The organism is Streptomyces sp. NPDC051567 (genome assembly GCF_044454165.1).
Lineage (GTDB): Bacteria > Actinomycetota > Actinomycetes > Streptomycetales > Streptomycetaceae > Streptomyces.
The window spans coordinates 1-22,194 of sequence record NZ_JBITDK010000052.1 but is presented as its reverse complement, the minus strand read 5'-3'; the positions used below and the strand labels follow the sequence as shown (position 1 = coordinate 22,194).

The window sequence follows — 22,194 nt, the reverse complement described above, 5'->3', positions numbered from 1 at the left end:
GGGAACTACCCGACCGCGCCGTCGGGCACCCTGCCCACCCCGCGCCCCACGACGCCGAGGCCGACCACGCCGACGACCCCGACGGCGCCGAAGCCGGCCCCCCCCCCCCCCCCCCCCCCCCCCCCCACACACCCCCCCCCCCCCCCCCCCCCCCCCCCCCCCCCCCCCCGCCCCCCCCCCGGGCCCCCCCCCCGCCGGGGCCCCCGCGGCCACATCATCCCACCCCCGACCCCGACTGCCAGGAGACCGCGTGCGCCGCTACCGGTACCGCTGCACGATCTGCCGCACCACCAGCCCGACCGTCCACCGCCCCGCCGACCTCGAGACCGAAGGCCACGCCCACCGCCACAGCCAGCACGGCGGGCACTACCCCGACGACGAACTCGCCGGCCGCATAGACCGCCGGGGCCGCTGGTACGAAACCCTCCACCCGCTCACCGCCACCCACGCCCACCTCGCCGACGCCCTCAGCGACCTCCACGACCCCAAAACCCTCGGCCACTACTGGTGGGCCTCCGCCGGCGCCGCCCTCATCCTCACCACAGCGGCCGCACTCGTCCTCGGCATCCTCACCACCGCCCTGCACACCCTCTGACCGTCCGGGCACTCCGCCCGGTCCTCGCCCACCCCGCCCCCGGCGCGGTGAGCGAGGGCCGGACAGGCCGCCCGGCCTTCAACCCCACCCCGCGCCCGCCGCCCCAACCGAGGGCTCATCCCCCGCACGCGCCGCCGCCCGCCCCGGCGCCCGCCGGTGACCCGCACCCGCCTGGACCGGGTCCGCGCCTCCGCCGGGATCGTCCAGCTCGCCCTCCAGCAGATCGAGGACGAACTCACCGGCGAGGTCGGCGCCCGGGAGCTCGCGCAGATCCTGCGCGAGCTCCACCACGAGGACCACCGCCAGGACGGCGTCTTCGGCTCCCTCGCGCAGCTGCTCACCGTCGCCGGACAGTCCGCCGGACGGATCGGGCCGGACCGTGACGGCGGGATGTCGTGCCCGCTGCACGAGGCCGCGGCCCTCATCACCGAGAACGCCGGTCTGCAGACCTACTACGCCACCCGTGCACTTGATCCGCAGGGAGAAACCGAATGACCACCTTCCGACTGGAGAACGCCCTGCCCGTCGACACGACGATCCCGGACCCGTCGTTGGTATGCCTGATCGGCGCGGCCGGTTCGGGCAAGTCGACCTGGGCGAGCACCTGGCCCGCCACGCAGGTCCTGGAGCTCGACAGGTTCAGGGCGATGGTCAGCGACGACGCCGGGTGCCAGGAATCGACCCAGGACGCGGTGTTCGCGCTCCAGGCCGTCCTCGAGGCGCGCCTCGCCCGCCGCAAGATGACGGTCGTCGACGCGACGAACACCGAGAAATCCGTGCGCGCCGACCTGATCGCGACCGCCCGCCGACACGGCGTCCCGGCGGTCGCCCTGGTCGTCCCGACCCCGCTCTCGGTGTGCGTGGAACGCCAGGAAGACCGGCCCGCGAACCGGCGCGTGCCCGAGCACGTCGTACGGGCGCAGCACGCCGCGATGGTCGACGCGTTCCCCGGCCTGCCCGCCGAAGGGTTCGACCACGTCGTCGTCGCGGAGAACGTCTACCGCCTCCAGGCGCTGCTGAAGCCGCTGAGCGATGCCCGGCGCGCGGATCTCGGCTGGGACGACAACGAGGGCCTGGGCGACCTGCTCCTGGTCCGCCGCACCTTCGGCCCCGAGATCCTGCCGTTGTGGCGCTGGCGCGACAACTCGCCGCTCGCCGGCGGCGACCGCGTCGCGGAGATCCGCCTCGGCCAGATGTACCTCACCCTCGCGTTCCGCCGGGACGTCGACGGCCAGGGCGACTAAGGGTTCGACGTCGCCGTTCCCTGCCCGCACGACGACGAATGCACCGGCCGCGCCTGGACGCCTGCCTACAGCGTCACCTGCCTGTTCCGGGCGCTGAACGGCGACCTGGACGACGACGAGGACATCGTCTGCACCCTCCACGGCCCGAACACGATCGGCACGGACCAGCACGCCGACATCCTCACGGAGGCGATGTGAACACCAAGAACCACAGCCCCGCCAGCCCCGATGCGGAGGAGACCCTCGGGGTGCTCGCCAGGCTCGCCCTCGAGCTGGCCGACGAGTCCAGGATCTTCGCGGCCGGACTCATCCGGCGCGAGCCCGTCACCGACCCCGCCACCCGGCTGTCCATCCTCGCCGCCGAGCTCGCCGCAACCGCCGCCCGCCTCGACTGGCTCCGCGCCGCCGGAGAACAGCGGTGAGCCGCGCCGCTCCCGGCCCCCATCCCCACCCGCTCACCCCGGCGGACCTCCCCGCAAGTGACCAGTGGGCGGCCGCGTGCCAGGACTGCCACCTGGTCATCCAGGGCGGGTCCGCAGGCCTCGCCGCGCACCGCCGCACCGTTCACGACCCGCGCCGCGACTACGGCGACCGCCGCACCCGGATCACCGTCAACGTCCACAACCCGTACTGACCCCGGCAACCCCAGCCCCACCACGAGGAGAACCCCGTGCCCGTCCAGACCGTCGACACCTTCCCCGCCCTCGTCAGCCGCTTCGTGGCGGACCTCGCCAACCTCCTGGAGGAGCCGACGCCGCGCACCCTGTCCGCGACCGACTTCATCGACCTGGTCGAACGTACCCGCGACGTCCTCGGCAGCTCCAGTCTCGGCACCCTGTACGACGCCAGCGAGGACCTGGACGCCGCCGCCATCTACCTGACCGACGCCCTGGACAGCGAGCCGGCCGACCAGACGCTGCTGTTGGCCAGGGCGCGCACGCACCTGCGGGACGCCATCGAGACCGCCGGCTGACCTCCCCGCTCTGAGAGCCCTCAGTGCCGCCCCGGCCCCGGACCGCCGAGGCCGGGGCGGTCGCGGTGGCCCCTCACAGCACCGAAGGGAGACGGACGTCATGACACTGCGGTACTTCGAGGTGGACGTCCCCATACACAGCACCGCGACACCCGGCCTGCACGGCGTGCACGTCTTCACCGGCCGGGCCGACAACGAGACCACCGCCGTCCAGGCCGCGCACGAGGCATACGACGCGGCGCGCGCCGCGCGGGAGTCCGGCCGGGAGATTCCCCACGGGCAGCCGGACGGCTGGGGTGCCCGCGGCTACCGGCCCGGCTGGGAACTCGACTGGCCCGCCGCGAAAGCCGCCCCCTGGAAGAGCCCGCACAGCTGGACCAACTCCAGCGCCAGCTCCTTCGACCTGTAGCTCTGCCCCGGGACAGCCGCCCTGCTTGACCGGCTGACGGCTGCCCCGGGCCCATCCATCCCGTACGAGACGAAACGGAGAACCCAAGTATGTCCTCCCTCACCCGCGTTCAGTCCGTCTTCGGACAGCGCACCCTCTTACTGACCACGGCAGCCATCCCGCTGACCGGCTGGACCCTCCACGCCCTCACCCTCCACCGGCGCCTCGCCGCCACTAAGCGCGACCCGCTCACCGGCCTCCTGCGCCGCGACGCCTACACCGCCCGCGCCCGCCGGCTCCTGGCCCGCCACGGCGACAAGGTGACCGTGGTCATGGTCGACGCCGACCACTTCAAGCAGATCAATGACGGCATGGGCCACGAGGCCGGGGACACCGTCCTCGCGTCGATCGGCGCCCGGCTCACCGCCTGGGCGGGCCCGCGCGCGTCCGTCGGCCGCCTCGGAGGCGATGAGTTCGCCGTGGTCCTGGAGCTGCCCGCCGAACGCCGCGCGCACCGCCTGGAGCAGCTGGTCCGGATGCTGCACACGCCGGTCATCCTGGACGACGGCCGCACCGTCGGCGTCGCCGCCTCGGTCGGCGCCGCGACCCCGGCCTCGGTCGGCTCCCACGACCTGGCCGTGCTGCAGAGGGCCGCCGATGCCGCCCTCTACGACGGCAAACACTCCGGCCGCCCGGCCCTCGCGACCAGCTGGCACGCCACGGTGCCGTCCATCAACGGCCGCCGGGCCGGCCGTCCCGGCACGGCAGTCTGGGGGCAGGCCGCATGAGCACCGCGACCCTGCCCGCAGGCGACTGGATCCGCGGCATCAGCATCCGCCAGCCGTACGCGGCCTGCATCCTCGCCGGCGCCAAGACGATCGAGAACAGGCCCGGCCGGTGGCGGACCGGCTGGGTACTGCTGCACACGAGCAAGACCCTCGACCGGCCCGCCCTGCACCTCCCGCTGATCGGCCGCACGATCCGCGACCGCGAGCTGGTCACCGGCGCGGTCGTCGGCGTCGCCCGGATCACCGACTGCCACCAGGACCTCGAGGGAGCGCCGCTCTGCTCGCCGTGGGCACACCCCGGGGCCTGGCACCTCGTGCTCGCCGACGTCCAGGAGCTCCCCCTGCCCGTCCCCGCGCGCGGACAGGTCGTCCCGTGGAAGCCGACGCCGGACCTGCTGGAGCGCGTGTTCCAGCAGCTGCCCGGCTTCCGGCCGTGACCAGCGCCCGAGCCAAGAAGAAGCAGCCGTTCGAGCCGGGCCTGGTCCCGGCTCCCGGCGCGCTCCTCGAATGGCGCGACAGCCAGCACTACGACCGCTGGCAGGACCGCCCCTGCGTGCTGTGCGAGAAGCCCACGCCGATGCGCTCCCACTCCGGGGAGCCCGTCCACAAGGCGTGCGCTGAGGACTGGATCGCCGCGAATCCCGTTGAAGCCCGCCGCGAGGGCCGCTTCGCCTCCGACACCCAGCCCAAGAGCACCAAGCGCGCCACCCACGCCTGAACCCCTCCCCCTCGGAGGTCCCCATGAGCAGCACCGACCGCGACGTCGACCACGCTCTCGCCTACCCCGAGCCGCCGGCCTCCCCGCTCTGGCATCGCCACGGTGCGGCGAAGGCCCGGCCCCTCACGCCCGCTGAGCAGAAGCGCAACGCCGAGCTCCTGGTGCTCGCGCAGCGCACCACCCGAACCCGCACCCCCCGCCCCACCCAGACCCTGGCGGAGGCCAGCTGATGGACACCAAGAACTGCACCGTCGACGGCTGGGTCGACGCGATCCCCGCCCCCGGCCCGCACGGCACCGCGATGTTCGACCTGACCGTGTGCCCCGCCGACGCGGACACCCTCCCCGAGGACGCCCCCGACACGGTCGTCTCCTGCACCGGCACGGCCGCCGGGATCGTCCACGAGCTGCTGACCCGCATACAGCCCGGCGACCTGCTGCGCGTCACCGGCGACCTGCACCAGCCCCAGACGCCGGGTGCGCCCGCCCGGCTCGCCGTGGAGGTCTTGGAGGTCCTGGACACCGCGCCGATGCTGGTCCTGAGCGACATGGTCATCGACCGGTACGGCGACTACTGCGTGATCTTCGACGCCGACACCGACGCCGTGCCCGTCTTCACCGCGCGCGGCACGTGGGTCGGCCTCGCCGACAACCCCGACGCCATCGCCACCCTCATCGACATCCACGAGCGCGTGCACGGTGGTGACGACCGATGACCACCGCCGCACCCCGCACCGTCCTGGAACGCTTCCCCGCCGGCCACCCCCGCGGCTCCTGGCCCGCCGACGAATACGCCGCAGCCCAGCGCGCCCAGGGCCACGACGCCCACGTCGTGATGGACCTGACCACCGACCAGTTCCTCGTGGTCACCGGCACCACCACCCGATAGCCCGAGCCCGACAGCAGAGCGCCGCACCCGAGAAGGAAGGCCGGGCGCGGCGCTCTGCCGTGCCTTGTCCTTCACTACCGAGCAGGAGAACCCCTTGCACCCGATCCGCCTGATCTCGTTCGGCTACCTGCACCTGCCCACCTGCCCACCGGCCCGGACGGCTCCCCCGTCCCGCCCGCCGCCGACCGTATCGAGGACGTCCGCGCCCGGCTCCGCGACCCGGCCGCCGCCCGCGACATCCTCGACCTCGACGGCTTCCACCCCCGCGTCCAGGACGTCGTCCTCAACACCCCCGGCGCCCGCGAACTGCTCACCAACCTCGCCGACTACGCCGACCTGCCCGCCGGGCCCCGCCGCATCGCCATCGGCTGCGCAGGAGGTAGGCACAGGGCATCTGGTCTCACCGAACTGCTTGCCCGCTGAGCCGTGACATGGTAGTTGGAACCGCCAAGGCGTGCTGACCTGACTGTTCTCAGCGTGGGTGACATGCTTGTTGGAACTGATTTGCCAAGCTTCTTGGAACCAAGCGCTCAGTTGTCATTCTTGTTGGAACCGCTTCCGAAGATCGCTCGCCTTCGACTACGCCGCCGAGGACCCCTGGCTCTCCAACCGCTGCCGCCAGCAGTTCCCCGCGCCCCTGGGCAGTGCCTCAGCTCCAGTCGAACGTCAGCAGCGCGAGCCGCTCGACGGGCTCGAAGAACAGCAGAATCGAGTCGGCGCCCGTGCGTCGGTAGTGCCAGCCCGGAACCGACGCCACAAAGCGGAATGGGTTTCCGGCCGGACTGACCGGCCACGCGCTGTCGTCGTCGTACTCAACGTGGAACAGATCGGGCTGGACCCAGTTGTCGTGAGGGTCCGCGTCGCCGCCGAGCTGCTCCAGCAGTGCCATGGCGTTGGATCCGTCATACCGCAGGGACCCGTCGTTGTGACGCATGAGCAGGATGCCCTCACGGCGGAAGGCGTCCCGGTGCGCCAGGTAGCTGCGTCCCTCGCCTTCGCAGTGCTCGTCGAGCCGCGTACGGAACCCGGGCCAGGGGTCGGGCAGTTCCTCGGGGGTCGTCGCCCGCGCGAAGTAGCGCAGGTCGCCGAGTAGGCGGTAGCGGTCGTCCTGCATCGAGAACCCGAGCCAGTTGGTTCTCTGCAGAGGTGAGTGGAAGGCCTCGGTGTGATCGCCGAGGTAACCTTCCGCCGGTTCCAGTGGGCTGACCAGGTGGATCCACCCGTGCCAGGCCGGGTCCACCTCGGCGAGATCGATCGAGATCAACGGGTGCAGGTGCCCTGCCAGTTCGACCTGGTCGGTGACGAACACGTCCGCAGGCTCGGGGTAGACCCGCAACCCCGTCCCGGCCGTCATGACGTCTTCCTGCATCTGGAGCCTCCGCCGCTCTCCCCGGCGACCGGCCGGGCTGCCAGCACATGTGATCGATCGACGGGTAGTCAACCCTATCCGTCGGACACTCCCAGCCGTCCGCTTCTCGTCAGCCTGCCCCTGCGACCGGGTTCAGGCCGAGGTAAGACCATGGCACTCAATCCCAAGATCGATTCCAGCGCCGACGCGCTCCGGTTCCAATCAGTGTGGCCAAGTTCCAACTATCGTGTCACGGCTCACCCGCGAACTCCGCGACCGCGGCCGTCAGGTCGACGTCGAACACCTCCACGTCCATCTGCCGCGCGTCCTCAAGGCGGCCGACACCAGCACCGGAGCGAGCGCATGACCACCACGGCCCCGTACGAGATCGAGACCAGCGAGGGCGACGACGGCACCCCGCACCCCGTCGAACAGCTCTGGACGCCCTGCGCCGACGACGCACCCGACAGCGGCTTCGTCGCCCATCGCGACCTGTACGTCACCGGGATCGACGACGCCACCGACGCCATCGAGGCCGCCGCCGCGTACATGGCCCGAGTCCATGGGTGGCGGAACCTGCACCTGTACCCGGGCGGCGACCCGTCGGTACTCATCCCCCGCATCCGCACCCGGACCACGGGTGCGCCTGTGAGTGGGACGACACCTGGCGGATGGTCTGGGCTCCCGGCACCGAGCCCGGCGCCGTTCCGATCACCGCTCTGCGGCACCCAGCCGCGATGGTGAAGGCCGCCAGTATCCCCAACCCCGATGAAGGCGCGCCCGCGACCTGGGCGGCCTGACGCCTGACACCACGAAGGCCCGTACTTCCCGTGAACGCCGCAGGGGGTACGGGCCTTCTTGCGTTTCAGGCCAGGAACGGGGTGAGGCCCGGCCGCCAGCGGCCGGGCCTCTGAGGTTTTCTGACTGACCAGGCTCCGCCCCGGGAGGCGGTGCGCAGCCAGGATGCTGTCCGTCGGGACGGGCAGGCTCCCCGGTCTCAGGGGAGCACCTCGAACCTGGACCTGTTCTCCCACGGCCGGGACGGCGAGCGCAAGCCAACCCGCCTTGTACGGCGTGGCGTTCGAATCCCCTGGTCAGTAGCTTCACCGAGCGGAAACGGAAGCGCCCCGACCGGTCATAAGACCAGACGGGGCGAGTCCTGTGTTTCACCCGCTACGGTTGCGGGCTATGCGAGAAACACAAGGAGAGACCGTACAGGTTTCGCCACTGAGCGACGACCTGGCATTCCTCGACATCGTCACCGAGTGGGACGTCAATTCGTCGTTCCATGAGTGGAGGGCCGGCATCGTGGTGCCGCCCACCTTCCTGCCGGGGCCGCTGCCCCGCGTCATCGCCATCTGCAACCAGAAGGGCGGCGCGGGAAAGACCACGACCGCGCTCGAACTCGCGATGGCGCTCGTTGCCCGCGGCCTGCGCGTACGGGTCATCGACGCCGACCCGCAGGAAGCGTCCCTGTCGGTGTGGCTGCGGTTCTTCTACCCCGAGGGCGTGGAACCCGCCGACCGCAAGAACCTGATGCACCTGTACTTCGACCAGTCGGTCACGTTGCAGGAGATCACCTACGCCACCCCGTTCGAGGGCCTGTACTTCGTCCCGTCGTTCCCCGACCTGGACGACGTTGAGACCAAGCACCCGACCGGCACAGAGACCCAGCTCCAGTTCCACCTGGCCAAGGCCGACGACGGCATCGACGTCAACATCATCGACTGCGGACCGAAGCTCGGACCGCTCACGGTGTCCGCCCTTGTGGCTGCTCACGACGTCGTCATCCCCGTCCAGGGAGCCAGCGGCCTCGACGTGCGAGGCGCCGCCGCCCTCAACCGCACGATCACCTCGGTGCAGGGCCGGCTGAACACTGAACTGCGCGTCGCAGCCGTCGTGCTCACCGACTTCGAGAAGTCCACGCTCTCCCGGCAGATCGGCGGCAGGCTCGCCAAGGCGTACCCGGACGCCGTGATCCTGCCCGCCCGCACCTCCGTGCGCATCGGAGAAGCCCAGCTCGCCCGGCAGCCGCTGCGCATCTTCGCCCCCAGCGCCACCACCGTCCTGGACTACGACCGCGGCGCCAGCATCCTCTTCGGCAACGGGAAGGCCGCCTGATGCCCAGCTACGACGCGACCGACGCCCTGGACGACCTCTTCGGCAACGATGAGGGCTACTCCGCCGGGGCCGGAGCCGCCGTGGTGACCCGCACTGAGGAGATCCTCGACGGACCGGCACCGGCCACCAGCATCGACGCCGTGCTCCGCCTCGCCGACGGACTCCCGAGCCTCGACGACGTCCGCGCAGTCGACGACCACGACACCTCCGAACTGACCGCGACGGAACTGCTGCAGAAGGAGCAGACCGAGACCGTCATCAGCACGGCGCTCGCTGCGGGCGATGCCGCAGTCTGGGTCATCGCACAGGGCCTGGAGCGCGCGGCGAAGGGCCGGTGGTGGCGGCGCACCCACAGCAGCCTCGGAGGCTACGTGGAAGCGAAGATCGGCCGCTCCGCTGTCTACGGCCGCCAGCTCCGCAAGAACGCACCGCTCGCCCTGGAGACGGCCCACAAGACCGGCACTGTCCCCAAGCCTTCGCAGGTGAAGGTCACCCGCAAGACCGAAGAGCAGTACGGTCGCGAAGCCGCCGTCACCCTCTACGAAGCCGTCCGAGACGTCAGCGCCGAGCTGGGTGCTCACCCCACGGCCGACAGCCTGATGGCAGTGCACAAGAGCCTGCCCCGCCAGCTGCCCGAAGAGTCCGAGCAGCAGCGGGAAGTGATCGTCCAGGCCACCCGGCGCACGCTCGGTGTGGGTGTCGACGCCCCCGTGTTCGAATCTGAATCGAACAAGAGCGCTTCAATTGAAGCGCCTGCGTTCGAATCCGAATCGAACGGCGATGCCTCCGGGGAGACTCCCAGCGGCGACGAAGAAGGGGAGCCGCCGGCGGGGTCCGAGCCCCCCAGCGGCAGCGAAGCTGAGGACGACATCGAGGATGCCGAGATCGTTCCTGAGCACCTGGTCACCCTCAAAGACGCGCTCAAGACGCTCAACGCGGTGAACCGGGCCGTCACGAAGGACGTCTTCACCCAGGCCGCCGCCAGCCCCGACGACGCGGCGGAGTACGAGAAGGTCCGACAGGCCATCATCGCGAAGACCACCGCGATCCGGAACAAGGCGCTGCACGCCCCCAAGGGCTGACGCCCGGAGCGCGAACCCAGTGGCCTATCACCTCCTCCAGGTGGTGGGCCACTGGCGTGTGGAACGTCGGTTTCACGCGTGAAAGTAGATCGGAGGATTCCGATCAGGGGCCGGTGAGGATGTCGTGGGTGCCGATGCGGCGCCAGATCACGTGCGGTGTGTTGGGGCGGAGCGCGGCTCCGTACTGCCAGGTGGCGCGTCCTGCGGGTCCGGTGCCCATGGACCAGGTGAGCTCGTAGATGCCGGATGCGCGCTGGACGTGCTTGACGCGGAGGCCGGCGCGGAATCGTCCTCCGCTGCGCAGGTCCTCGACCTGGACGACTACATCGCCGACGCGGCCCTGTCCCGGCACTCCCGGCAGCTCACCGTGCCGCAGAAGGGCCGCCGGGCCCCATCCCCGGACCGGCTCACCTACACCGCCGACTTCGCCTGGCCGCACCGGTGGTGGATCGCCAGCACCGACGGCAAGCCGCCGCGGGAATCGTCCCGGTACGAGCGCGCCCGGGTCGCCAGCCTCGCCCTGCAGAACGCGATCCGTGACGCCCGGATACTTTCCTCCGTGCGGGACGGAGCGCCCGCCGCGACGGCATCGGCCGCCGCGCGTGACGACCAGAACCACGACCAGGCGGCGCCGCACGCCGTCGACCACCCGGACCGGGACGCCGCCCTCACTCCGGCGCAGCAGGCCGCCGCCGTGCACGTTCATCAGCAGGCCGCGATGCCCGAAGAGTACCTGGAGGGCCGTACGACCGATCCTGAGACGTGGCTGTACACACCGAAGAACCTCGCCCGGCTGGCCGCCTTCACGGCGGCCTCCGAAGCCCGGGGCCGCATCATCGCGGACAGATCGCAGCCGAAGCAGCCAGCCGAGGAAGCGGCCGACCCCGCCCGCCAGCAGCAGCACCACACCACGCAGCCCGATCAGGGCAGGGGAGCGGGCCCGATCCGCTGAGGGTTCCCACAGGTGCGGCCCGGCGATGCAACGCCCGGAGAGTGGAGCCCATCGTGGCGCGCATCGGGTGGGAGTGGACTCCACCGCGATGTCCACCGGGTGGCAGTGAGTTGCCGCCAACTTGAAATGCCAGGTCAAAGGGCTGGTGTGATCGGTCCTCCAGGTACTCGTGCTGGTCGTGGGCGTGAGTCCACGGGGAAGATCATTCGTCAGCGGTTGACTTCGAGGTTCGTCAGGACGAGCAACGCGCGCAGGAGTTGGGTGGCGTGTGCGGGATCGGCACGGAGTTTGGTGAGGATCCGCCAGTTCTTGAGGTGAGCGAAGCCGTGCTCGACCGGTGCGCGTTCGACGGCGAGGACTCGGTTGGCTTCTTTCTGGCCGGGGGTGAGCTTGTGGGTACGGGTGGCGGCGTAGCCAGTGACGATCACTGGGTCGTGGACGCTGTTGTCCAGGCCGCGGAAGCCGAGGTCCGCGAGGGCGCCGAGGCCGGCGTTGCGCAGGTGGGCCAGGATGTGGTCGTGGCGGGCGGCGGTGTTGTCGTGGGTGCGGCCGGGCCGGGCGGCGGATATCCAGATCAGGCGCCCGTTCTCGTCGGTCAGGGCGAGAAAGTGCAGGCCGTGGCTGCGGTGCTTGCCGGAGTAGTTCCGCCGGTCGGCCTTGCCGGTGCGGCGCCGGGTGCGGATGAGGGTGCCGTCCATCAGGACCAGCTCCCCACCCTGCTTGGCGACCTTCTTCAGGGCGCGGTCCAGGCGCGGCGCCTGGGCGGCGAGTAGTCCAATGAGCTCGTCGCGCCAGCGGCGGACGCTGGACTCGGATACGCCGTTGCCGCCGGCCATGTCGGCCAGCCGCTGGTCGTGGCGCAGTACGGCCAGGACGATCACCGCGATTCTCCCCGGCGGCAGGATCCGCCACCTGGACCGGATCGCCTTCAGATGGCGCCTGAGTAGATCGGCGAGGTGGTTGACGGTGCGCGTGGACAGCGGTAGACGGCACTGATAGACAAGCGCGCAGTTGTCCTTGGGGGGCGCTTTGGTATTCGTCACACAATTCCAACGGGCGCCGGGGGCAACCCGGTTACGCCCGTTCTGAGCCGCTCCAGGCGGCGGCGCTCTGGTCACAGACGGGTGGTGAACCGGCCGTCAGGCAGTTTCCGCAGCCAGCCGCGATCGACGAGTCTGATCAGCTTGCTGCGCAGCGGTTCCAGCTTGGCCTTCACGCTGTTGTCCACCCCCACCACCTCGCCGACTTCGCGGGCCATGACCGGTCCGGCGGCCTGCCGCACGGCGCTGATGATGCGCTGGTAGTCCCACGGAAGCGAGCCCTCCTCTACACCCGATTCGCGGTGCGGAATGAGCATCACTGCTCGTCCGGCCACCTGCCCGGGCATGGGCGCGGCCGAGGCGCGTTCCTCAGCGAGCTGCCCAGTCATCCGTTCGAGGACCCGTTCGGCGACGGCGAGTTCGTCCCGCTCGGCCCGCACCTCCGCAAGCTGTTTGGCTATCTGTTCTTCGAGTTCGTCCAGTTCCGCGCGCCGCGCGGTGATCCGTTCCAGCAGCTCGGGATCCAGCATGCACCGGATCGTAGAAGACCGCCCAGTCACCGCGGGCGAGAACCGGCGGTTAGCTCCCTGCCTCTGCTGCCGACCGCTTGATCAAGAACTCTTTCGCCGCCTCGACCGCTTCCTTGTTGAGTTCCTCGAAGGAGACTCCCCAGCTCTCCTGGCAGTCGTCCCAGCTGAGTGCGCAGGAGACGAGGGGTTCCAGATCTTCGGGATAGCCAAGGTCATAGGCGATGTCCGCCCAGATGATGTGGGTGCCGGTGGCAGGGGCCAGGGTTCCGTCAGCGATCTGGCCGGCGACCCAGTGGGCCATTGCCCACTTCGCGGCGCGTGGATCAGCGGGGGGCTGGAAGACCAGTCCCAATTCCTCCAGCACCTGATCGAAGAGCGCCGGGGCTTCGGGCTCTTCGATCCGAAGGAGGCCGGCCAGCATGGCGAGTGAGGGGCTCGCAACCCCGGCGATCAACGCGTCAAGCCCTGCCTGGATGAGCCGGTCGGACCCGACGTGACTGCAGAATGCCCGCTCGCGCGCGATGTGGCTGAGCTGCTTGAGGGCGTCGTCGGGGGTCATCAGCGTCTTCTCGGTCGGCGTCTGGGAGCAGAAGGCTCGCACATTCGCCGACGCTGCTGCATCGCGATTCTCTTCGACCCAGCCGTGCTGACAGACGATCTTCTCCGTGGACTCACGCCCACGACCAGCACGAGTACCCCGAGGTCCGATCACACCAGCCCTTTGACCTGGCACTTCAGGTTGGCGACAACTCACTACGGTTCATCGGTATCGACCCGAACTCCGACACCGGGCAGTGCCCGACGGTGTGGGTCGACGAGGACACGGCCGACGTGGTCGTCCAGGGCTGGAACGCGGACGAGGCGCTGCTCGCCCAGTGCCTGAAGACCGGATCGATCCCGCCTACCGAGGGCGTCGTACGGATTCCCGCGCGGATGGCGGCGCTGTTGAGGGAGGCGTGCGATGAAGCAGAGCGACGTAGTGCCGGGCTTTGACGTCCTACTGGACGGCGCCCAGCACTCCGCCCTCCACCTGGAGATGCGCGACGGCTACGGGGTCGCGGCGGAGTCCGCCGGCTTCTCCGACTGGCTGGCCACCGGTACCCGCAACACCGACCCCGACTCGGACTACTGGGCGTTCTGGACCGGCCTGGTCCGCCGCACCGTCGCCCGCGGGGTGACCGTACGCCGGGCCCGGATCGTCTCCGAGCCGCTGTCGGACTACTCGAAGTACAGCCACGCGGGGGCGGTGGTGAACATCGCGGCCGGCGAGGAGATCCGCTACCTGCCCCGCCGCCACGCCTCCGACATCGCGCTCCCCGGCAACGACTTCTGGCTGATCGACAGCCGCCTCATCCGCTGGAACCACTTCACCGGCAACGGCACCCCCGCCGGAGGAGAGATGTCCGACGACCCCACCATCGCCGCACTGTGCGCGTCCGCGTTCACGGCCGTGTGGGAACGCGCCGTCCCCTACGCGGACTACAAGCCCTAGCCGGAGCAACACGCTGATGACCTCGCCCCTGTCCAGTGCCCAGGCCGCCCGCACCGCGCTTGCCACGCGGCTGCGGCACCTGCGCCTGGACGCGGGCTTGGCCGGCCATCAACTCTCGGAGGCGTGCGGCTGGCACCCGGCGAAGACCTCCCGCCTCGAACACGGCCACGCCATCCCCTCCGACACCGACATCTGCACCTGGTGCACCGCGTGCGACGCGGACGGCCAGGCCGAGGACCTGGTCGCCGCCATGCGCAGCGCCACTTCCATGTACATGGAGTGGAAGCGCCTGAACCGGGCAGGACTGACCAGTCTCCAGCAGGAGTTCGTGCCTCTGGTCGAAGGCACCCGCCAGTTCCGCGTCTACTGCTCGAACGTGGTCCCCGGCCTCCTGCAACCCCCGCCTACGCGGCCGCCGTCATCTCCGCCTACGGCACGTTCCACGGCACCACCGACGACGTCGAAGCCGCCGCGGCCGCGCGGGTCAAGCGCTCCAGGGTCCTGCGCAAGCGAGGCCGGCAGTTCGCCTTCCTCATCGAGGAGGCCGTCCTACACTCCGGCCTCGCCGGCCCTGAAACCACGGCCGCCCAGCTCGACCACCTCCTCGAGCTCACCACCCTGCCGCAGGTCTCCCTGGGCATCATCGCCACCCGCGCCTCCAGGCCGCTGTGGTCGATGGAGTCTTTCACGATCTACGACAACACCCAGGTCGGCATCGAGCTGCTGTCCGCCAGGGTCACCGTCACCGCGCCCGGCGAGATCACCACCTACGAGCGGGCATTCGCCGATCTCACGACCAAAGCCGTCCGTGGCGACGGGGCCCGAGCCCTGATCGAGCGGGCCGCCGCCGCGCATCGGTGAAACTCCGCAATTTCCCGCAAGAACGTTGAACGGCCTCAGCCCGGATCCCTAGCTTCAAGAGTGTTGGGATTCCACCGGCAGCACGGAGGCCCCTGATGAACACACCCACCAACAGCCCGACACCAACCCGGTCGGGCCTGTCCCAGCCCGGCTACGGCATCCCTTCACCGGGGCTCCTGGCCCGCTCGGACCAGGGGCTCGCGCGTTTCCTCAGCCACGCGGACGAGGACCACGACGACAACGGCCCGGAAGACACCGCCGGATGAGCACACCCCTACCGCACCCCCTTCTCGGCCACCGCGTCCGCGACATCGCCTCCGGACTCATCGGGGAGCTCACCTCCGTGGTCCGTGAAGAGATCCCGATGCACAGGGGAACCTGCCAGGCCGACCTCGCCTACATCCGCCCCGATGCCGGCGGAACCGAACTGCCGACGGCCATCAGCAACATCGAGGCCGCCGGATCCACCTGACCACCCCGGTCCGCTCACACGACTGGCCACGGGGCATCGCACCACAGCGAACCGATCGAGAGGGGCACCACCAGAGCAATTGGTAACCACGGCTAACGAGTGCTGAGGAATAGAGCTCGGAGCCGGAGGTGTCACCTTTCTCGATACATGTCCTCGTCGGGCTCCCAGTCCGAGTAGTAGTCGCTGAGCGTCATGCCGATGGAAACTTCCTCGGCGAGATCTCCCAGTTCTCCTTCGCCATCGAGGTCGAGGCCGCAGGCGGAGCAGACGAAGGCGTAGGGCGCGAAGGAGACGAAGTCGTCACCGGGCTGGACGTGGGTTTCCCCGATGAGTCCACCCCGTGACCCGCAGGCGGGGCAGAGCGCTTCCTCGACGTGTTCTGAGTGGCCGGGTGACGGCTGCGGCCGAGTGATCGTTGCCAGCACGATTTCGCGATCCTTCGGATCCAGGTGACCGTAACGCTGTTCGAAGATCGCCCGCGCTTTGACCAGCTTGCTCTCCAGCTCGATGCGTGCTGCCTCGATTTGCTGTGCGATCAGCATGTCGTGAAGTTGCTGGTAGCTGCCCCAGTAGGTCTTGGGGTCGATCTGCAGCTCCGTGAGCAGGGGGTCGATCACCTGGAGACACGTGGTGAAGACGGTCTGGACCTCAGAGACATCGTGGATGCCAACATGCGCAACACCGTTTCGTGCGACGGCGACCGGCAGGAAGGTCTTCGCGTCGATGGGCATCTGCTTCCGCATCAGCGTGTGCACTCGCGCGTGTGCCTCCACCATGCCGATGGTCTTCGCCCGGCTGAGGTCGATGGAGGCGCGTGTGCCGTGGCCTGTCGCGTGAAGCAGCGAGTTGAAGTCCTTGCCCTCGACGATCAATGCCGGGTGCAGGTTCGCGAGGTATGCCTTGAGTAGGTGCTCTGCTGCGACTCCGGCGTGATGGACGGCGAAGTCGTAGGACGCAGGTCCCTGCGAGAAGGCGGTCAGTGCTCCAGACATCCACCGGTGCGATGAGACCTTGAGCTGTTCGGGTTCCATGTGTTGGACCCTAGGCCCGATCGGGCTTGAGGCCGTTCAGATTTTCGGGCCTTGATGTCGTAGGTGCGGCCGTTTCTGGATCTCTGCTGCGTAGCGGGCCCAGTGGGCTCTGCTCTGGGTCCAGGCGGTGGCGGTCTCGGGGGCTGATGCCGAGGAGTTCGGTCAGGACCGCAACCCCGCCTCCGGCCGCTTCCTGGCAAAGCCGGGTTCACCCGCATCGGCATGGCCGACCGGGACTCTGAGAGCGGACCCGTCCCCTACGAGCTGTACGTGCTGGAGACCGGCGGCAACGGCATTTTTCCGATCGACCGCTGAGGGGCGCCACCGCCGGTACGGTCGTCATCACGGCGCCGACGACGGCACCCACCACCGGACCCAGGGGGCAGGGCGTGGAGAACGGATCGGACAGCATCCCGTGGGGCGGCGAGTGGCGACGCCACCTCCGCTCCGCTGCCGAGATGGATCTCCTGCGCTCGTGGATGCGCCATGTCGAATGCCCGACCTGCAAGGCAGCCGCAGGGCGGGCCTGCCGCACCGCAGGCGGTAGCCCGACCAACGAACACCGTGCACGCCGTGACGCCGTCGGCCCCATCCCGTACGCGAAGTGGCGAAAGGAGGGCCTCATCCCGGAGCAGCGGACGTACACGATCCCGGCCGTGCTCAAGGAGTCGGAGAAGGCCCGCGCCGACTTCAACGTGGACACCGCCCTGGCCGACGGCGTGGCGGTCGTCCGCATGTTCCTCGCCGAGCGGCTCGGGCTGTTCCTCCAGGGCGAGGAGGCCATGGACCGCATCGACGACGCCGTGCGCAAACTGATCGAGGTCCGCGGCCCGGTGGGGACGGCCGACGTGGTCACCGTCCTCGCCAGCCAAGTCGCCTCGCTGGTGGCTGCGAGCGCCGGACCCGACGGCGATCCGGAGGCCCTGTTCGACACGATGGTCCGCGCGCAGATCAGCATGGTCCGCAGGATGAACGCGATCGAGAAGGAACGAGCCGACGGCGGACCGGCCGGTCAACGCCCAGCGTGACCGCGATCTGGCGTAGTTCGCCGGGGGAACAGCCCAAGATCCCAGGGCCTACACGCACACCAGTCCGATGCCGCAGCTCAGAATCCCCGGGCATCGCACTCGAGTGCGTGTAGGGCCTGGGGCGGTGCCGCTGGCCCCGGACCGCGAAGGACCCCGGGCCGCTCGTGCGCCCCGGTGGCTTACCGACCCCATAGCCCCCGAAAACTGACCCTGCCCCACGCCACGGGCTCCGGCTAGTCAGCCATGCCCCCGGGGCCGGCCATGGCGGCCTGGCTGCTCAGTCGGGCCGCGGATAAGGGTCGGGTCTGTCAGAGCGGTCCCGCATGCTTGTAGTCCACCTGGCACGAAGGACAACCATGACTTTGGACTTCAACGCAGACGAACCGGTAGTCGGTCTGGCGCGGCAGCGAGAGCTGATCCGGGCCGTTCTGAGCGCCAGCAGTGCGGACGAGACGCGCTGGCTGGAGTGGAAGTCCCAACACGACGTGTCGAAGCCGGAAGGAGCCTTCGCTGTGTCGAAGGCAATCCTCGGCTTCGCCAACCGGATGCCCGACGTAGCCGAACAGTGGGCTGGAGGCCACGCCTACCTCCTGGTCGGGGTCGATGAGGACGCGATCCATGGAGTTCCGACACACGACATCGAGAAGGTTGACCCCTGGCTGAGGCGCTACCTGGGCGACTTCAGCCGTTATCAGTTCACGTACGTGCCCATGGACATCGACGAGGGCCGACGCCACGTCATGCTCGTCGACGTCTTTCCCCCACGATGGGGCGACCTCATACACCCCCTGCACACGGAATTCGCGAAGTTCCGCCCAGGTGTCATCTTCCACCGGTACGCCGGGAGGACTGAACCCGCTCACCCCGCAGAGGTATACGCACTCACCGAGCGGGCCCGCAGGGCAACGAAGCGCGTGAACGTCGAGGTCACCATGCCCACCGGTACCGTCGCCGTGCTGGCCCCGACCGAGGACGCCCGCCGGACGATCACCGACTTCCTCCGCGAGGACATGATGGGGCAGGTGGTCGCCGCGGACGAGAAGAAGAAAGCCGCGGCTTCCAACCCCTTCAGGGACTTCGGGTCGCTCCAAGTCCTGTGGCCTGACTCCCGCTCCCCGGAGGAATTCCGGCAGGAGGTGGACGAGTACCTGAGCGACTTCGACCTTGCGATGCAGCATGCGCTGGCACAGGCGGTCAGCGCCACAGGTGCGCCTCTTACCCTCACGTTGACAAACCCTGGCGAAGACAACCTCACGAAGGTCCAGGTCGTGCTGAGCCTCCCCGGCACCGTCACGGCCTATGTCACGGCCGACGCAGAGGAAGAGGTCGACTGGCCTCACCAGCCGGCCAAGTACGGGGAGGGCACCATCCCCGCCCTAGGAATCCACCAAGGGGTGCTCGGGGTGCAGCCGCCGGCCTACCATCTGCCGTCCCTGCATTCCCCGGACATCGAGCAGCAGGATGGCCGCACTCTCATCCGCTTTGCTCCGGTAGACCTTCGCCCCCACGAGACCGTGGCTCTTGACCCCATCACGGTTTACAGCAGTCAGGAAGCCGACTCCTTCCCTTCGGAGTGGCGAGCGACTGCGACCAACGTCAGCAGCAAAGTGCAGCGGTCTCTGTCCATCCCTGCTCAGCGTCTCGAGCTCGACCTACGGGGCGTACTTCGTCCCATGTTCGGATTCGACGACGACGCAGAACAAGGAGAGGGCGGGGACGACTAGGACGGCGAGAGGGTCCGCGCTGACTGTCCTCAGCGCGGACCCACAAAGGGACTACGCTGCCCACTCCAGTCCGAGAGCGGCGAGAGCGGCGAGCTTGTCGGCGGTCAGCTTGGCCCGGCGGCTGCGGCTGTTGGACAGGAACACCCCGAGCTTGACCTCCGACCCGTCCGGCAACGCCTCTACGTGGGCCCTGGGGACCTTCACAGAGCCCTCCCGGGCCTTGTGCTGCGCCAGGGCCGCCACGCCCTTCTCGAAGGCGCTCACGGCCTTCTTGGGGGCCTTGGCGGGCTCCGCCTGCTCCGGGGGCAGCGGCACGACGCCGACCGCCTCCAGGAGCTCGCGCTGCCCGTCCATCAGGTCCACCCAGACCGTGTGCTGACGCTGCTTCGCCAGCCACTTCCCGATGTCCATGCCGTGGACGGTGAAGCCGGGCAGGACGTCGGAGTCGTCGTCCTCGTCGGTCAGCAGCTCCCGCAGCGCGGCGTAGTGCCTCTGCCACTCCGCCGGCCATGTGGGGTCCCAGTGCTCATCCACGGCCTCTAGCGCGGCCTTCCACTCCGGGCGCTCCTCCAGCGCACCGGGGCGGCGCAGGTTGGACAGCCACTGCCCCACCGGCCGGTCCAGCATCGTCGCGGACCGGGGCGCGCACAGCGTCCAGTGCTGCTCGAAGTACGCCTTGGCGGCCTCCAGGTTCTCCTGGAACCGCTCATCGGCCACGCTCCAGACCATGCCCAGCTTCTCCAGCCGCTGCGCCCGCCTGCCGGTCATCTGCCCGGCCCCGTACGCCCGTCGCTGCTCCGCGACCCAGGCCCCGAGCGGGAACGCGCCCTCCTTGAACCCGTACGGAACCCGGGCGTGAAGCTCACGCTCCGCGAACGTCTTGAGCGCCGACCAGCCGCGCGCCCAGTCCTGGCGTTCGGTGTCGATCACGTTGAACGACACCCAGTCCGCGACCATCACCGGATCACGCGGAGCCGAAAAACGCAGCAGCAGACGGGATTCATCCTCACCGTCCTGGGGCGGCTGCCCGATGTACTCGGACGGCTGCACCATGTCCTTCTGCGGCTCCTGCGGAATCGCCAGCAACTCCACGGCCTCTTCATCGTGAGCCCGCAGACCCTCCAATACCTTCACCAACGGCTTGTACGATCCCGAGGTGAACATATCTTCCGGCTCCTCATCGGCCTTGAGGAATACCGGCACGATCAGAGAGGCGAGTTTCCCCTCTCCCGGCTTTTGACGCAGCGCCCGGCCGATGGCCTGGACGATGTCGTGCGGGGCGCCCTTGGGGTCCAGGAGGGCCACGGAGTCCACCGCCCTGATGTCGATGCCCTCGCCCAACACCCGGCAGTTCGAGAGCACCGCCCGCCGCGCGGTGGAGCCGAACTCGTCCAGGACGCCCCGCCGGCGCTCGGGGACGTGCTCCCCGCACAGCCAGTCCGCCCAGATCCGGGCCGGGTACTTCTCCGGCTGGTCCGCGTGCAGCCGCTTGGCGACCCGCTCCAGGCCCTTCGCGTACGCCGCGGCCTCTATGGTCCGGTGGTGGAAGGTGATGCACGTCTGGAGCTGGTGCTGCTCCATAGTGTGCAGCAGCGCCGCCTGGAGGGCTCCGAGGCGCTCACCGCGCACCTTCTCGCTGTGCCGGTCCTCGCCCATCAGCCGCTCGGGCGTGACGACCGGGTCCTTCAGCTCCAGCACGATGATCTGGTACCGCGCCAGCAGCTTCCGCGACACGGCCGACGCCAACGAGAGCTTGTAGAGGACCGGCCCGAAGACCCTCTCGTCGTCCATGGAGGCCGCCATCTCGCGCGGCAGCGGGTCACGCACCCCCTCGGCGACCTCGCGGTTCAGCCGCTCCTCCCAGATCCGCGGCGTCGCCGTCAGGTACAGCCGGCGGTGCGACGGGATGACGCGCTGGCTGTGGACGTCGGCCCACGCCTTACCCATCGAGCCCGACGTGCGGTGGGCCTCATCGACCACCGTGAGGTCCATCGGGGCCAGCTGCTGGCCGTAGGCACCCTCGAAAGCCTCCGCCAGGACACCCAGCGAGGCGTACGTCCCGAAGATGGTGACCGGCCCGGTGCTGTGCCACAGGGCCAGCTGCACCGGGTTGGTGGTGGAGCGCACCTGGAGGTTCCACAGCTCCGGGTCGTCGGTGAGGCTGCACACCGCGACCGCCGGCCCCGTGTGCCCGGCCCCGCGCCACGCCTGCACCGTCTGGGTCAGAAGGTCCAGCGTCGGCACCAGGACGAGAATGCGGCCCTTGGGAACAACACGCTTTGCCGAAGCCGCCGCAATGATGGTCTTTCCCGTTCCGCACGCGGCGTGCACCTGCCCGCGCAGGCCATTAACGGGAATGCCGCCCGGCGGGATATCGAGACCGCGCACGATGGCGGCTACGGCCTCAATCTGGTGTTCACGCAGTTTCACGGCCATTCCCGTGTCTCCTTTTCGCGGAATGCGGTGCGCAATCAGAAAGAAAGTCCGGCGCGGTGAGTGGTGGGCCAGGGTGGTGGTGCCTGGGCCCAAACCCTACACAATCGGGTCCCGTGATGCATCACCCACGCGACAGGTTCGCCCTGGAGGCTGATACTTGGCTGATTTCCACCCCGCGCATACGGTTCATGGGGTATGCTGGCAGGGTATTGATGGACGTGAGCGGCCGGTTTCGAGGATGGAGGGAGGGGTTCGGGTGGAGCGCAGCGGAGCCCGTCACTGCGGTGAGGCCAGCACCCGATCGGGCCGACGGTCCGTCACTCCCGTTACTGGGGTGGTGGGCAGTAACTCCAGGCCCTACACAGGCCCGCGCGCGATGCACTCCCCTCGTAGCCAGCCCCGGTGATCGCGCTTGCGCGGTCGCCTCCAATTCGCGCTTGCGAGAATTGCATTCCGTTCGGAATTCCGTTTACGGAATTCCAT

The 22,194-nt window shown here is 69.5% G+C and carries 31 protein-coding genes and 2 pseudogenes; 27 read left to right on the top strand and 6 right to left on the bottom strand.

Features of this window, described 5'->3' with window-relative positions:
- Nucleotides 1-250 precede the first annotated feature (250 nt).
- The 14 genes and pseudogenes from ACIA5F_RS30530 (at nucleotide 251) to ACIA5F_RS30465 (ending at nucleotide 6,017) form a co-directional block, all read left to right on the top strand.
- Complete coding sequence (locus ACIA5F_RS30530) at nucleotides 251-595, top strand: hypothetical protein (protein WP_399358625.1); 345 nt, start codon at nucleotides 251-253, stop codon at nucleotides 593-595.
- A 156-nt stretch (nucleotides 596-751) separates the two neighbouring features.
- Nucleotides 752-1,090, top strand: coding sequence for a hypothetical protein (locus tag ACIA5F_RS30525; protein WP_399358623.1), 339 nt, complete (start codon nucleotides 752-754; stop codon nucleotides 1,088-1,090).
- Nucleotides 1,087-2,037: pseudogene (locus tag ACIA5F_RS30520) on the top strand (AAA family ATPase). The gene ACIA5F_RS30525 and the pseudogene ACIA5F_RS30520 overlap by 4 nt, the downstream one beginning before the upstream one ends.
- Nucleotides 2,034-2,261: a hypothetical protein gene (locus tag ACIA5F_RS30515; RefSeq protein ID WP_399358621.1), complete on the top strand. Its 228-nt coding sequence runs from the start codon at nucleotides 2,034-2,036 to the stop codon at nucleotides 2,259-2,261. Before ACIA5F_RS30520 ends, ACIA5F_RS30515 begins: the two are co-directional and overlap by 4 nt.
- The gene (locus ACIA5F_RS30510; protein ID WP_399358619.1) at nucleotides 2,258-2,473 is read left to right on the top strand and encodes a hypothetical protein; all 216 of its coding nucleotides are present in this window, start codon (nucleotides 2,258-2,260) and stop codon (nucleotides 2,471-2,473) included. Before ACIA5F_RS30515 ends, ACIA5F_RS30510 begins: the two co-directional genes overlap by 4 nt.
- Before the next feature lie 36 nt (nucleotides 2,474-2,509).
- Nucleotides 2,510-2,812, top strand: a complete 303-nt coding sequence (locus ACIA5F_RS30505; RefSeq protein WP_399358617.1) for a hypothetical protein — start codon at nucleotides 2,510-2,512, stop codon at nucleotides 2,810-2,812.
- Between the two features lie 100 nt (nucleotides 2,813-2,912).
- Nucleotides 2,913-3,221 carry a hypothetical protein gene (locus ACIA5F_RS30500; protein ID WP_399358615.1) on the top strand — a complete coding sequence of 103 codons (309 nt, stop codon included), beginning with the start codon at nucleotides 2,913-2,915 and terminating at the stop codon, nucleotides 3,219-3,221.
- An 89-nt stretch (nucleotides 3,222-3,310) separates the two neighbouring features.
- Nucleotides 3,311-3,988 carry a GGDEF domain-containing protein gene (locus ACIA5F_RS30495; RefSeq protein ID WP_399358613.1) on the top strand — a complete coding sequence of 226 codons (678 nt, stop codon included), beginning with the start codon at nucleotides 3,311-3,313 and terminating at the stop codon, nucleotides 3,986-3,988.
- Nucleotides 3,985-4,425 carry a hypothetical protein gene (locus ACIA5F_RS30490; protein WP_399358611.1) on the top strand — a complete coding sequence of 147 codons (441 nt, stop codon included), beginning with the start codon at nucleotides 3,985-3,987 and terminating at the stop codon, nucleotides 4,423-4,425. Before ACIA5F_RS30495 ends, ACIA5F_RS30490 begins: the two co-directional genes overlap by 4 nt.
- Nucleotides 4,422-4,706, top strand: a complete 285-nt coding sequence (locus ACIA5F_RS30485; RefSeq protein WP_399358610.1) for a hypothetical protein — start codon at nucleotides 4,422-4,424, stop codon at nucleotides 4,704-4,706. The genes ACIA5F_RS30490 and ACIA5F_RS30485 overlap by 4 nt, the downstream gene beginning before the upstream one ends.
- 23 nt (nucleotides 4,707-4,729) lie before the next feature.
- Nucleotides 4,730-4,936: a hypothetical protein gene (locus ACIA5F_RS30480; protein WP_399358608.1), complete on the top strand. Its 207-nt coding sequence runs from the start codon at nucleotides 4,730-4,732 to the stop codon at nucleotides 4,934-4,936.
- Nucleotides 4,936-5,421, top strand: a complete 486-nt coding sequence (locus ACIA5F_RS30475) for a hypothetical protein (protein ID WP_399358606.1) — start codon at nucleotides 4,936-4,938, stop codon at nucleotides 5,419-5,421. The genes ACIA5F_RS30480 and ACIA5F_RS30475 overlap by 1 nt, the downstream gene beginning before the upstream one ends.
- Nucleotides 5,418-5,594, top strand: a complete 177-nt coding sequence (locus ACIA5F_RS30470; RefSeq protein ID WP_170198266.1) for a hypothetical protein — start codon at nucleotides 5,418-5,420, stop codon at nucleotides 5,592-5,594. The genes ACIA5F_RS30475 and ACIA5F_RS30470 overlap by 4 nt, the downstream gene beginning before the upstream one ends.
- 54 nt (nucleotides 5,595-5,648) lie before the next feature.
- Complete coding sequence (locus ACIA5F_RS30465; protein WP_399358628.1) at nucleotides 5,649-6,017, top strand: hypothetical protein; 369 nt, start codon at nucleotides 5,649-5,651, stop codon at nucleotides 6,015-6,017.
- 226 nt (nucleotides 6,018-6,243) lie between these two features.
- On the opposite strand, the gene ACIA5F_RS30460 is transcribed toward ACIA5F_RS30465, so the two are convergent.
- The gene (locus ACIA5F_RS30460; protein WP_399358604.1) at nucleotides 6,244-6,963 is read right to left on the bottom strand and encodes a hypothetical protein; all 720 of its coding nucleotides are present in this window, start codon (nucleotides 6,961-6,963) and stop codon (nucleotides 6,244-6,246) included.
- Between the two features lie 342 nt (nucleotides 6,964-7,305).
- Here ACIA5F_RS30460 and ACIA5F_RS30455 point away from each other — a divergent pair, with 342 nt between their 5' ends.
- From ACIA5F_RS30455 to ACIA5F_RS30440, 4 genes are all read left to right on the top strand, one after another.
- Nucleotides 7,306-7,686 (top strand): hypothetical protein, encoded by a 381-nt coding sequence (locus ACIA5F_RS30455; protein ID WP_399358602.1) that lies wholly within the window; start codon nucleotides 7,306-7,308, stop codon nucleotides 7,684-7,686.
- Nucleotides 7,687-8,130: 444 nt separating this feature from the next.
- Nucleotides 8,131-9,063: a ParA family protein gene (locus ACIA5F_RS30450; RefSeq protein WP_399358600.1), complete on the top strand. Its 933-nt coding sequence runs from the start codon at nucleotides 8,131-8,133 to the stop codon at nucleotides 9,061-9,063.
- Nucleotides 9,063-10,145: a hypothetical protein gene (locus ACIA5F_RS30445; RefSeq protein WP_399358598.1), complete on the top strand. Its 1,083-nt coding sequence runs from the start codon at nucleotides 9,063-9,065 to the stop codon at nucleotides 10,143-10,145. Before ACIA5F_RS30450 ends, ACIA5F_RS30445 begins: the two co-directional genes overlap by 1 nt.
- Nucleotides 10,146-10,404: 259 nt before the next feature.
- Entirely contained in the window at nucleotides 10,405-11,097 is a 693-nt protein-coding gene (locus ACIA5F_RS30440) for a hypothetical protein (RefSeq protein ID WP_399358596.1), read from the top strand.
- A 209-nt stretch (nucleotides 11,098-11,306) separates the two neighbouring features.
- Here the strand turns inward: ACIA5F_RS30440 and ACIA5F_RS30435 are convergent, their stop codons facing one another.
- The 3 genes from ACIA5F_RS30435 to ACIA5F_RS30425 form a co-directional block, all read right to left on the bottom strand.
- Nucleotides 11,307-12,140, bottom strand: a complete 834-nt coding sequence (locus tag ACIA5F_RS30435) for a transposase family protein (protein ID WP_399358594.1) — start codon at nucleotides 12,138-12,140, stop codon at nucleotides 11,307-11,309.
- A 71-nt stretch (nucleotides 12,141-12,211) separates the two neighbouring features.
- The gene (locus tag ACIA5F_RS30430; protein WP_399358593.1) at nucleotides 12,212-12,667 is read right to left on the bottom strand and encodes a hypothetical protein; all 456 of its coding nucleotides are present in this window, start codon (nucleotides 12,665-12,667) and stop codon (nucleotides 12,212-12,214) included.
- Between the two features lie 49 nt (nucleotides 12,668-12,716).
- On the bottom strand, nucleotides 12,717-13,226 hold the full coding sequence (locus tag ACIA5F_RS30425; protein ID WP_399358591.1) for a hypothetical protein: 510 nt from the start codon (nucleotides 13,224-13,226) through the stop codon (nucleotides 12,717-12,719).
- A gap of 245 nt (nucleotides 13,227-13,471) precedes the next feature.
- Between ACIA5F_RS30425 and ACIA5F_RS30420 the strand changes: the two genes are divergently transcribed.
- The 6 genes and pseudogenes from ACIA5F_RS30420 (at nucleotide 13,472) to ACIA5F_RS30395 (ending at nucleotide 15,492) form a co-directional block, all read left to right on the top strand.
- Nucleotides 13,472-13,660: a hypothetical protein gene (locus tag ACIA5F_RS30420; RefSeq protein WP_399358589.1), complete on the top strand. Its 189-nt coding sequence runs from the start codon at nucleotides 13,472-13,474 to the stop codon at nucleotides 13,658-13,660.
- Entirely contained in the window at nucleotides 13,629-14,159 is a 531-nt protein-coding gene (locus tag ACIA5F_RS30415) for a DUF6879 family protein (protein WP_399358587.1), read from the top strand. Before ACIA5F_RS30420 ends, ACIA5F_RS30415 begins: the two co-directional genes overlap by 32 nt.
- A 16-nt stretch (nucleotides 14,160-14,175) precedes the next feature.
- A pseudogene (locus tag ACIA5F_RS30410) lies at nucleotides 14,176-14,328 on the top strand (helix-turn-helix domain-containing protein); the annotation flags it as partial.
- Between the two features lie 110 nt (nucleotides 14,329-14,438).
- On the top strand, nucleotides 14,439-15,020 hold the full coding sequence (locus ACIA5F_RS30405; RefSeq protein WP_399358586.1) for a Scr1 family TA system antitoxin-like transcriptional regulator: 582 nt from the start codon (nucleotides 14,439-14,441) through the stop codon (nucleotides 15,018-15,020).
- A gap of 95 nt (nucleotides 15,021-15,115) precedes the next feature.
- Complete coding sequence (locus tag ACIA5F_RS30400; protein ID WP_399358584.1) at nucleotides 15,116-15,286, top strand: hypothetical protein; 171 nt, start codon at nucleotides 15,116-15,118, stop codon at nucleotides 15,284-15,286.
- Complete coding sequence (locus ACIA5F_RS30395; RefSeq protein ID WP_399358582.1) at nucleotides 15,283-15,492, top strand: hypothetical protein; 210 nt, start codon at nucleotides 15,283-15,285, stop codon at nucleotides 15,490-15,492. The genes ACIA5F_RS30400 and ACIA5F_RS30395 overlap by 4 nt, the downstream gene beginning before the upstream one ends.
- Nucleotides 15,493-15,623: 131 nt before the next feature.
- Here the strand turns inward: ACIA5F_RS30395 and ACIA5F_RS30390 are convergent, their stop codons facing one another.
- Nucleotides 15,624-16,523 (bottom strand): hypothetical protein, encoded by a 900-nt coding sequence (locus tag ACIA5F_RS30390; RefSeq protein WP_399358580.1) that lies wholly within the window; start codon nucleotides 16,521-16,523, stop codon nucleotides 15,624-15,626.
- Nucleotides 16,524-16,912: 389 nt separating this feature from the next.
- Here ACIA5F_RS30390 and ACIA5F_RS30385 point away from each other — a divergent pair, with 389 nt between their 5' ends.
- Together ACIA5F_RS30385 and ACIA5F_RS30380 are read left to right on the top strand one after the other, a co-directional pair.
- Nucleotides 16,913-17,551, top strand: a complete 639-nt coding sequence (locus ACIA5F_RS30385; RefSeq protein WP_399358578.1) for a hypothetical protein — start codon at nucleotides 16,913-16,915, stop codon at nucleotides 17,549-17,551.
- A gap of 356 nt (nucleotides 17,552-17,907) precedes the next feature.
- Complete coding sequence (locus ACIA5F_RS30380) at nucleotides 17,908-19,275, top strand: helix-turn-helix domain-containing protein (protein ID WP_399358576.1); 1,368 nt, start codon at nucleotides 17,908-17,910, stop codon at nucleotides 19,273-19,275.
- A 51-nt stretch (nucleotides 19,276-19,326) separates the two neighbouring features.
- Here the strand turns inward: ACIA5F_RS30380 and ACIA5F_RS30375 are convergent, their stop codons facing one another.
- The gene (locus ACIA5F_RS30375; RefSeq protein WP_399358626.1) at nucleotides 19,327-21,663 is read right to left on the bottom strand and encodes a Helicase associated domain protein; all 2,337 of its coding nucleotides are present in this window, start codon (nucleotides 21,661-21,663) and stop codon (nucleotides 19,327-19,329) included.
- On the opposite strand from ACIA5F_RS30375, the gene ACIA5F_RS30370 reads away from it, so the two are divergent.
- Nucleotides 21,601-21,771: a hypothetical protein gene (locus ACIA5F_RS30370; RefSeq protein ID WP_399358630.1), complete on the top strand. Its 171-nt coding sequence runs from the start codon at nucleotides 21,601-21,603 to the stop codon at nucleotides 21,769-21,771. The genes ACIA5F_RS30375 and ACIA5F_RS30370 overlap by 63 nt on opposite strands.
- Nucleotides 21,772-22,194: the final 423 nt, after the last annotated feature.

Bases quoted from the DNA above. Each gene is read 5' to 3' on its own strand.
- ACIA5F_RS30500 (WP_399358615.1), top strand. From the start codon at position 2,913: ATGACACTGCGGTACTTCGAGGTGGACGTCCCCATACACAGCACCGCG.
- ACIA5F_RS30495 (WP_399358613.1), top strand. From the start codon at position 3,311: ATGTCCTCCCTCACCCGCGTTCAGTCCGTCTTCGGACAGCGCACCCTC.
- ACIA5F_RS30490 (WP_399358611.1), top strand. From the start codon at position 3,985: ATGAGCACCGCGACCCTGCCCGCAGGCGACTGGATCCGCGGCATCAGC.
- ACIA5F_RS30480 (WP_399358608.1), top strand. From the start codon at position 4,730: ATGAGCAGCACCGACCGCGACGTCGACCACGCTCTCGCCTACCCCGAG.
- ACIA5F_RS30475 (WP_399358606.1), top strand. From the start codon at position 4,936: ATGGACACCAAGAACTGCACCGTCGACGGCTGGGTCGACGCGATCCCC.
- ACIA5F_RS30470 (WP_170198266.1), top strand. From the start codon at position 5,418: ATGACCACCGCCGCACCCCGCACCGTCCTGGAACGCTTCCCCGCCGGC.
- ACIA5F_RS30460 (WP_399358604.1), bottom strand. From the start codon at position 6,963: ATGCAGGAAGACGTCATGACGGCCGGGACGGGGTTGCGGGTCTACCCC.
- ACIA5F_RS30455 (WP_399358602.1), top strand. From the start codon at position 7,306: ATGACCACCACGGCCCCGTACGAGATCGAGACCAGCGAGGGCGACGAC.
- ACIA5F_RS30450 (WP_399358600.1), top strand. From the start codon at position 8,131: ATGCGAGAAACACAAGGAGAGACCGTACAGGTTTCGCCACTGAGCGAC.
- ACIA5F_RS30445 (WP_399358598.1), top strand. From the start codon at position 9,063: ATGCCCAGCTACGACGCGACCGACGCCCTGGACGACCTCTTCGGCAAC.
- ACIA5F_RS30430 (WP_399358593.1), bottom strand. From the start codon at position 12,667: ATGCTGGATCCCGAGCTGCTGGAACGGATCACCGCGCGGCGCGCGGAA.
- ACIA5F_RS30425 (WP_399358591.1), bottom strand. From the start codon at position 13,226: ATGACCCCCGACGACGCCCTCAAGCAGCTCAGCCACATCGCGCGCGAG.
- ACIA5F_RS30415 (WP_399358587.1), top strand. From the start codon at position 13,629: ATGAAGCAGAGCGACGTAGTGCCGGGCTTTGACGTCCTACTGGACGGC.
- ACIA5F_RS30400 (WP_399358584.1), top strand. From the start codon at position 15,116: ATGAACACACCCACCAACAGCCCGACACCAACCCGGTCGGGCCTGTCC.
- ACIA5F_RS30395 (WP_399358582.1), top strand. From the start codon at position 15,283: ATGAGCACACCCCTACCGCACCCCCTTCTCGGCCACCGCGTCCGCGAC.
- ACIA5F_RS30390 (WP_399358580.1), bottom strand. From the start codon at position 16,523: ATGGAACCCGAACAGCTCAAGGTCTCATCGCACCGGTGGATGTCTGGA.
- ACIA5F_RS30380 (WP_399358576.1), top strand. From the start codon at position 17,908: ATGACTTTGGACTTCAACGCAGACGAACCGGTAGTCGGTCTGGCGCGG.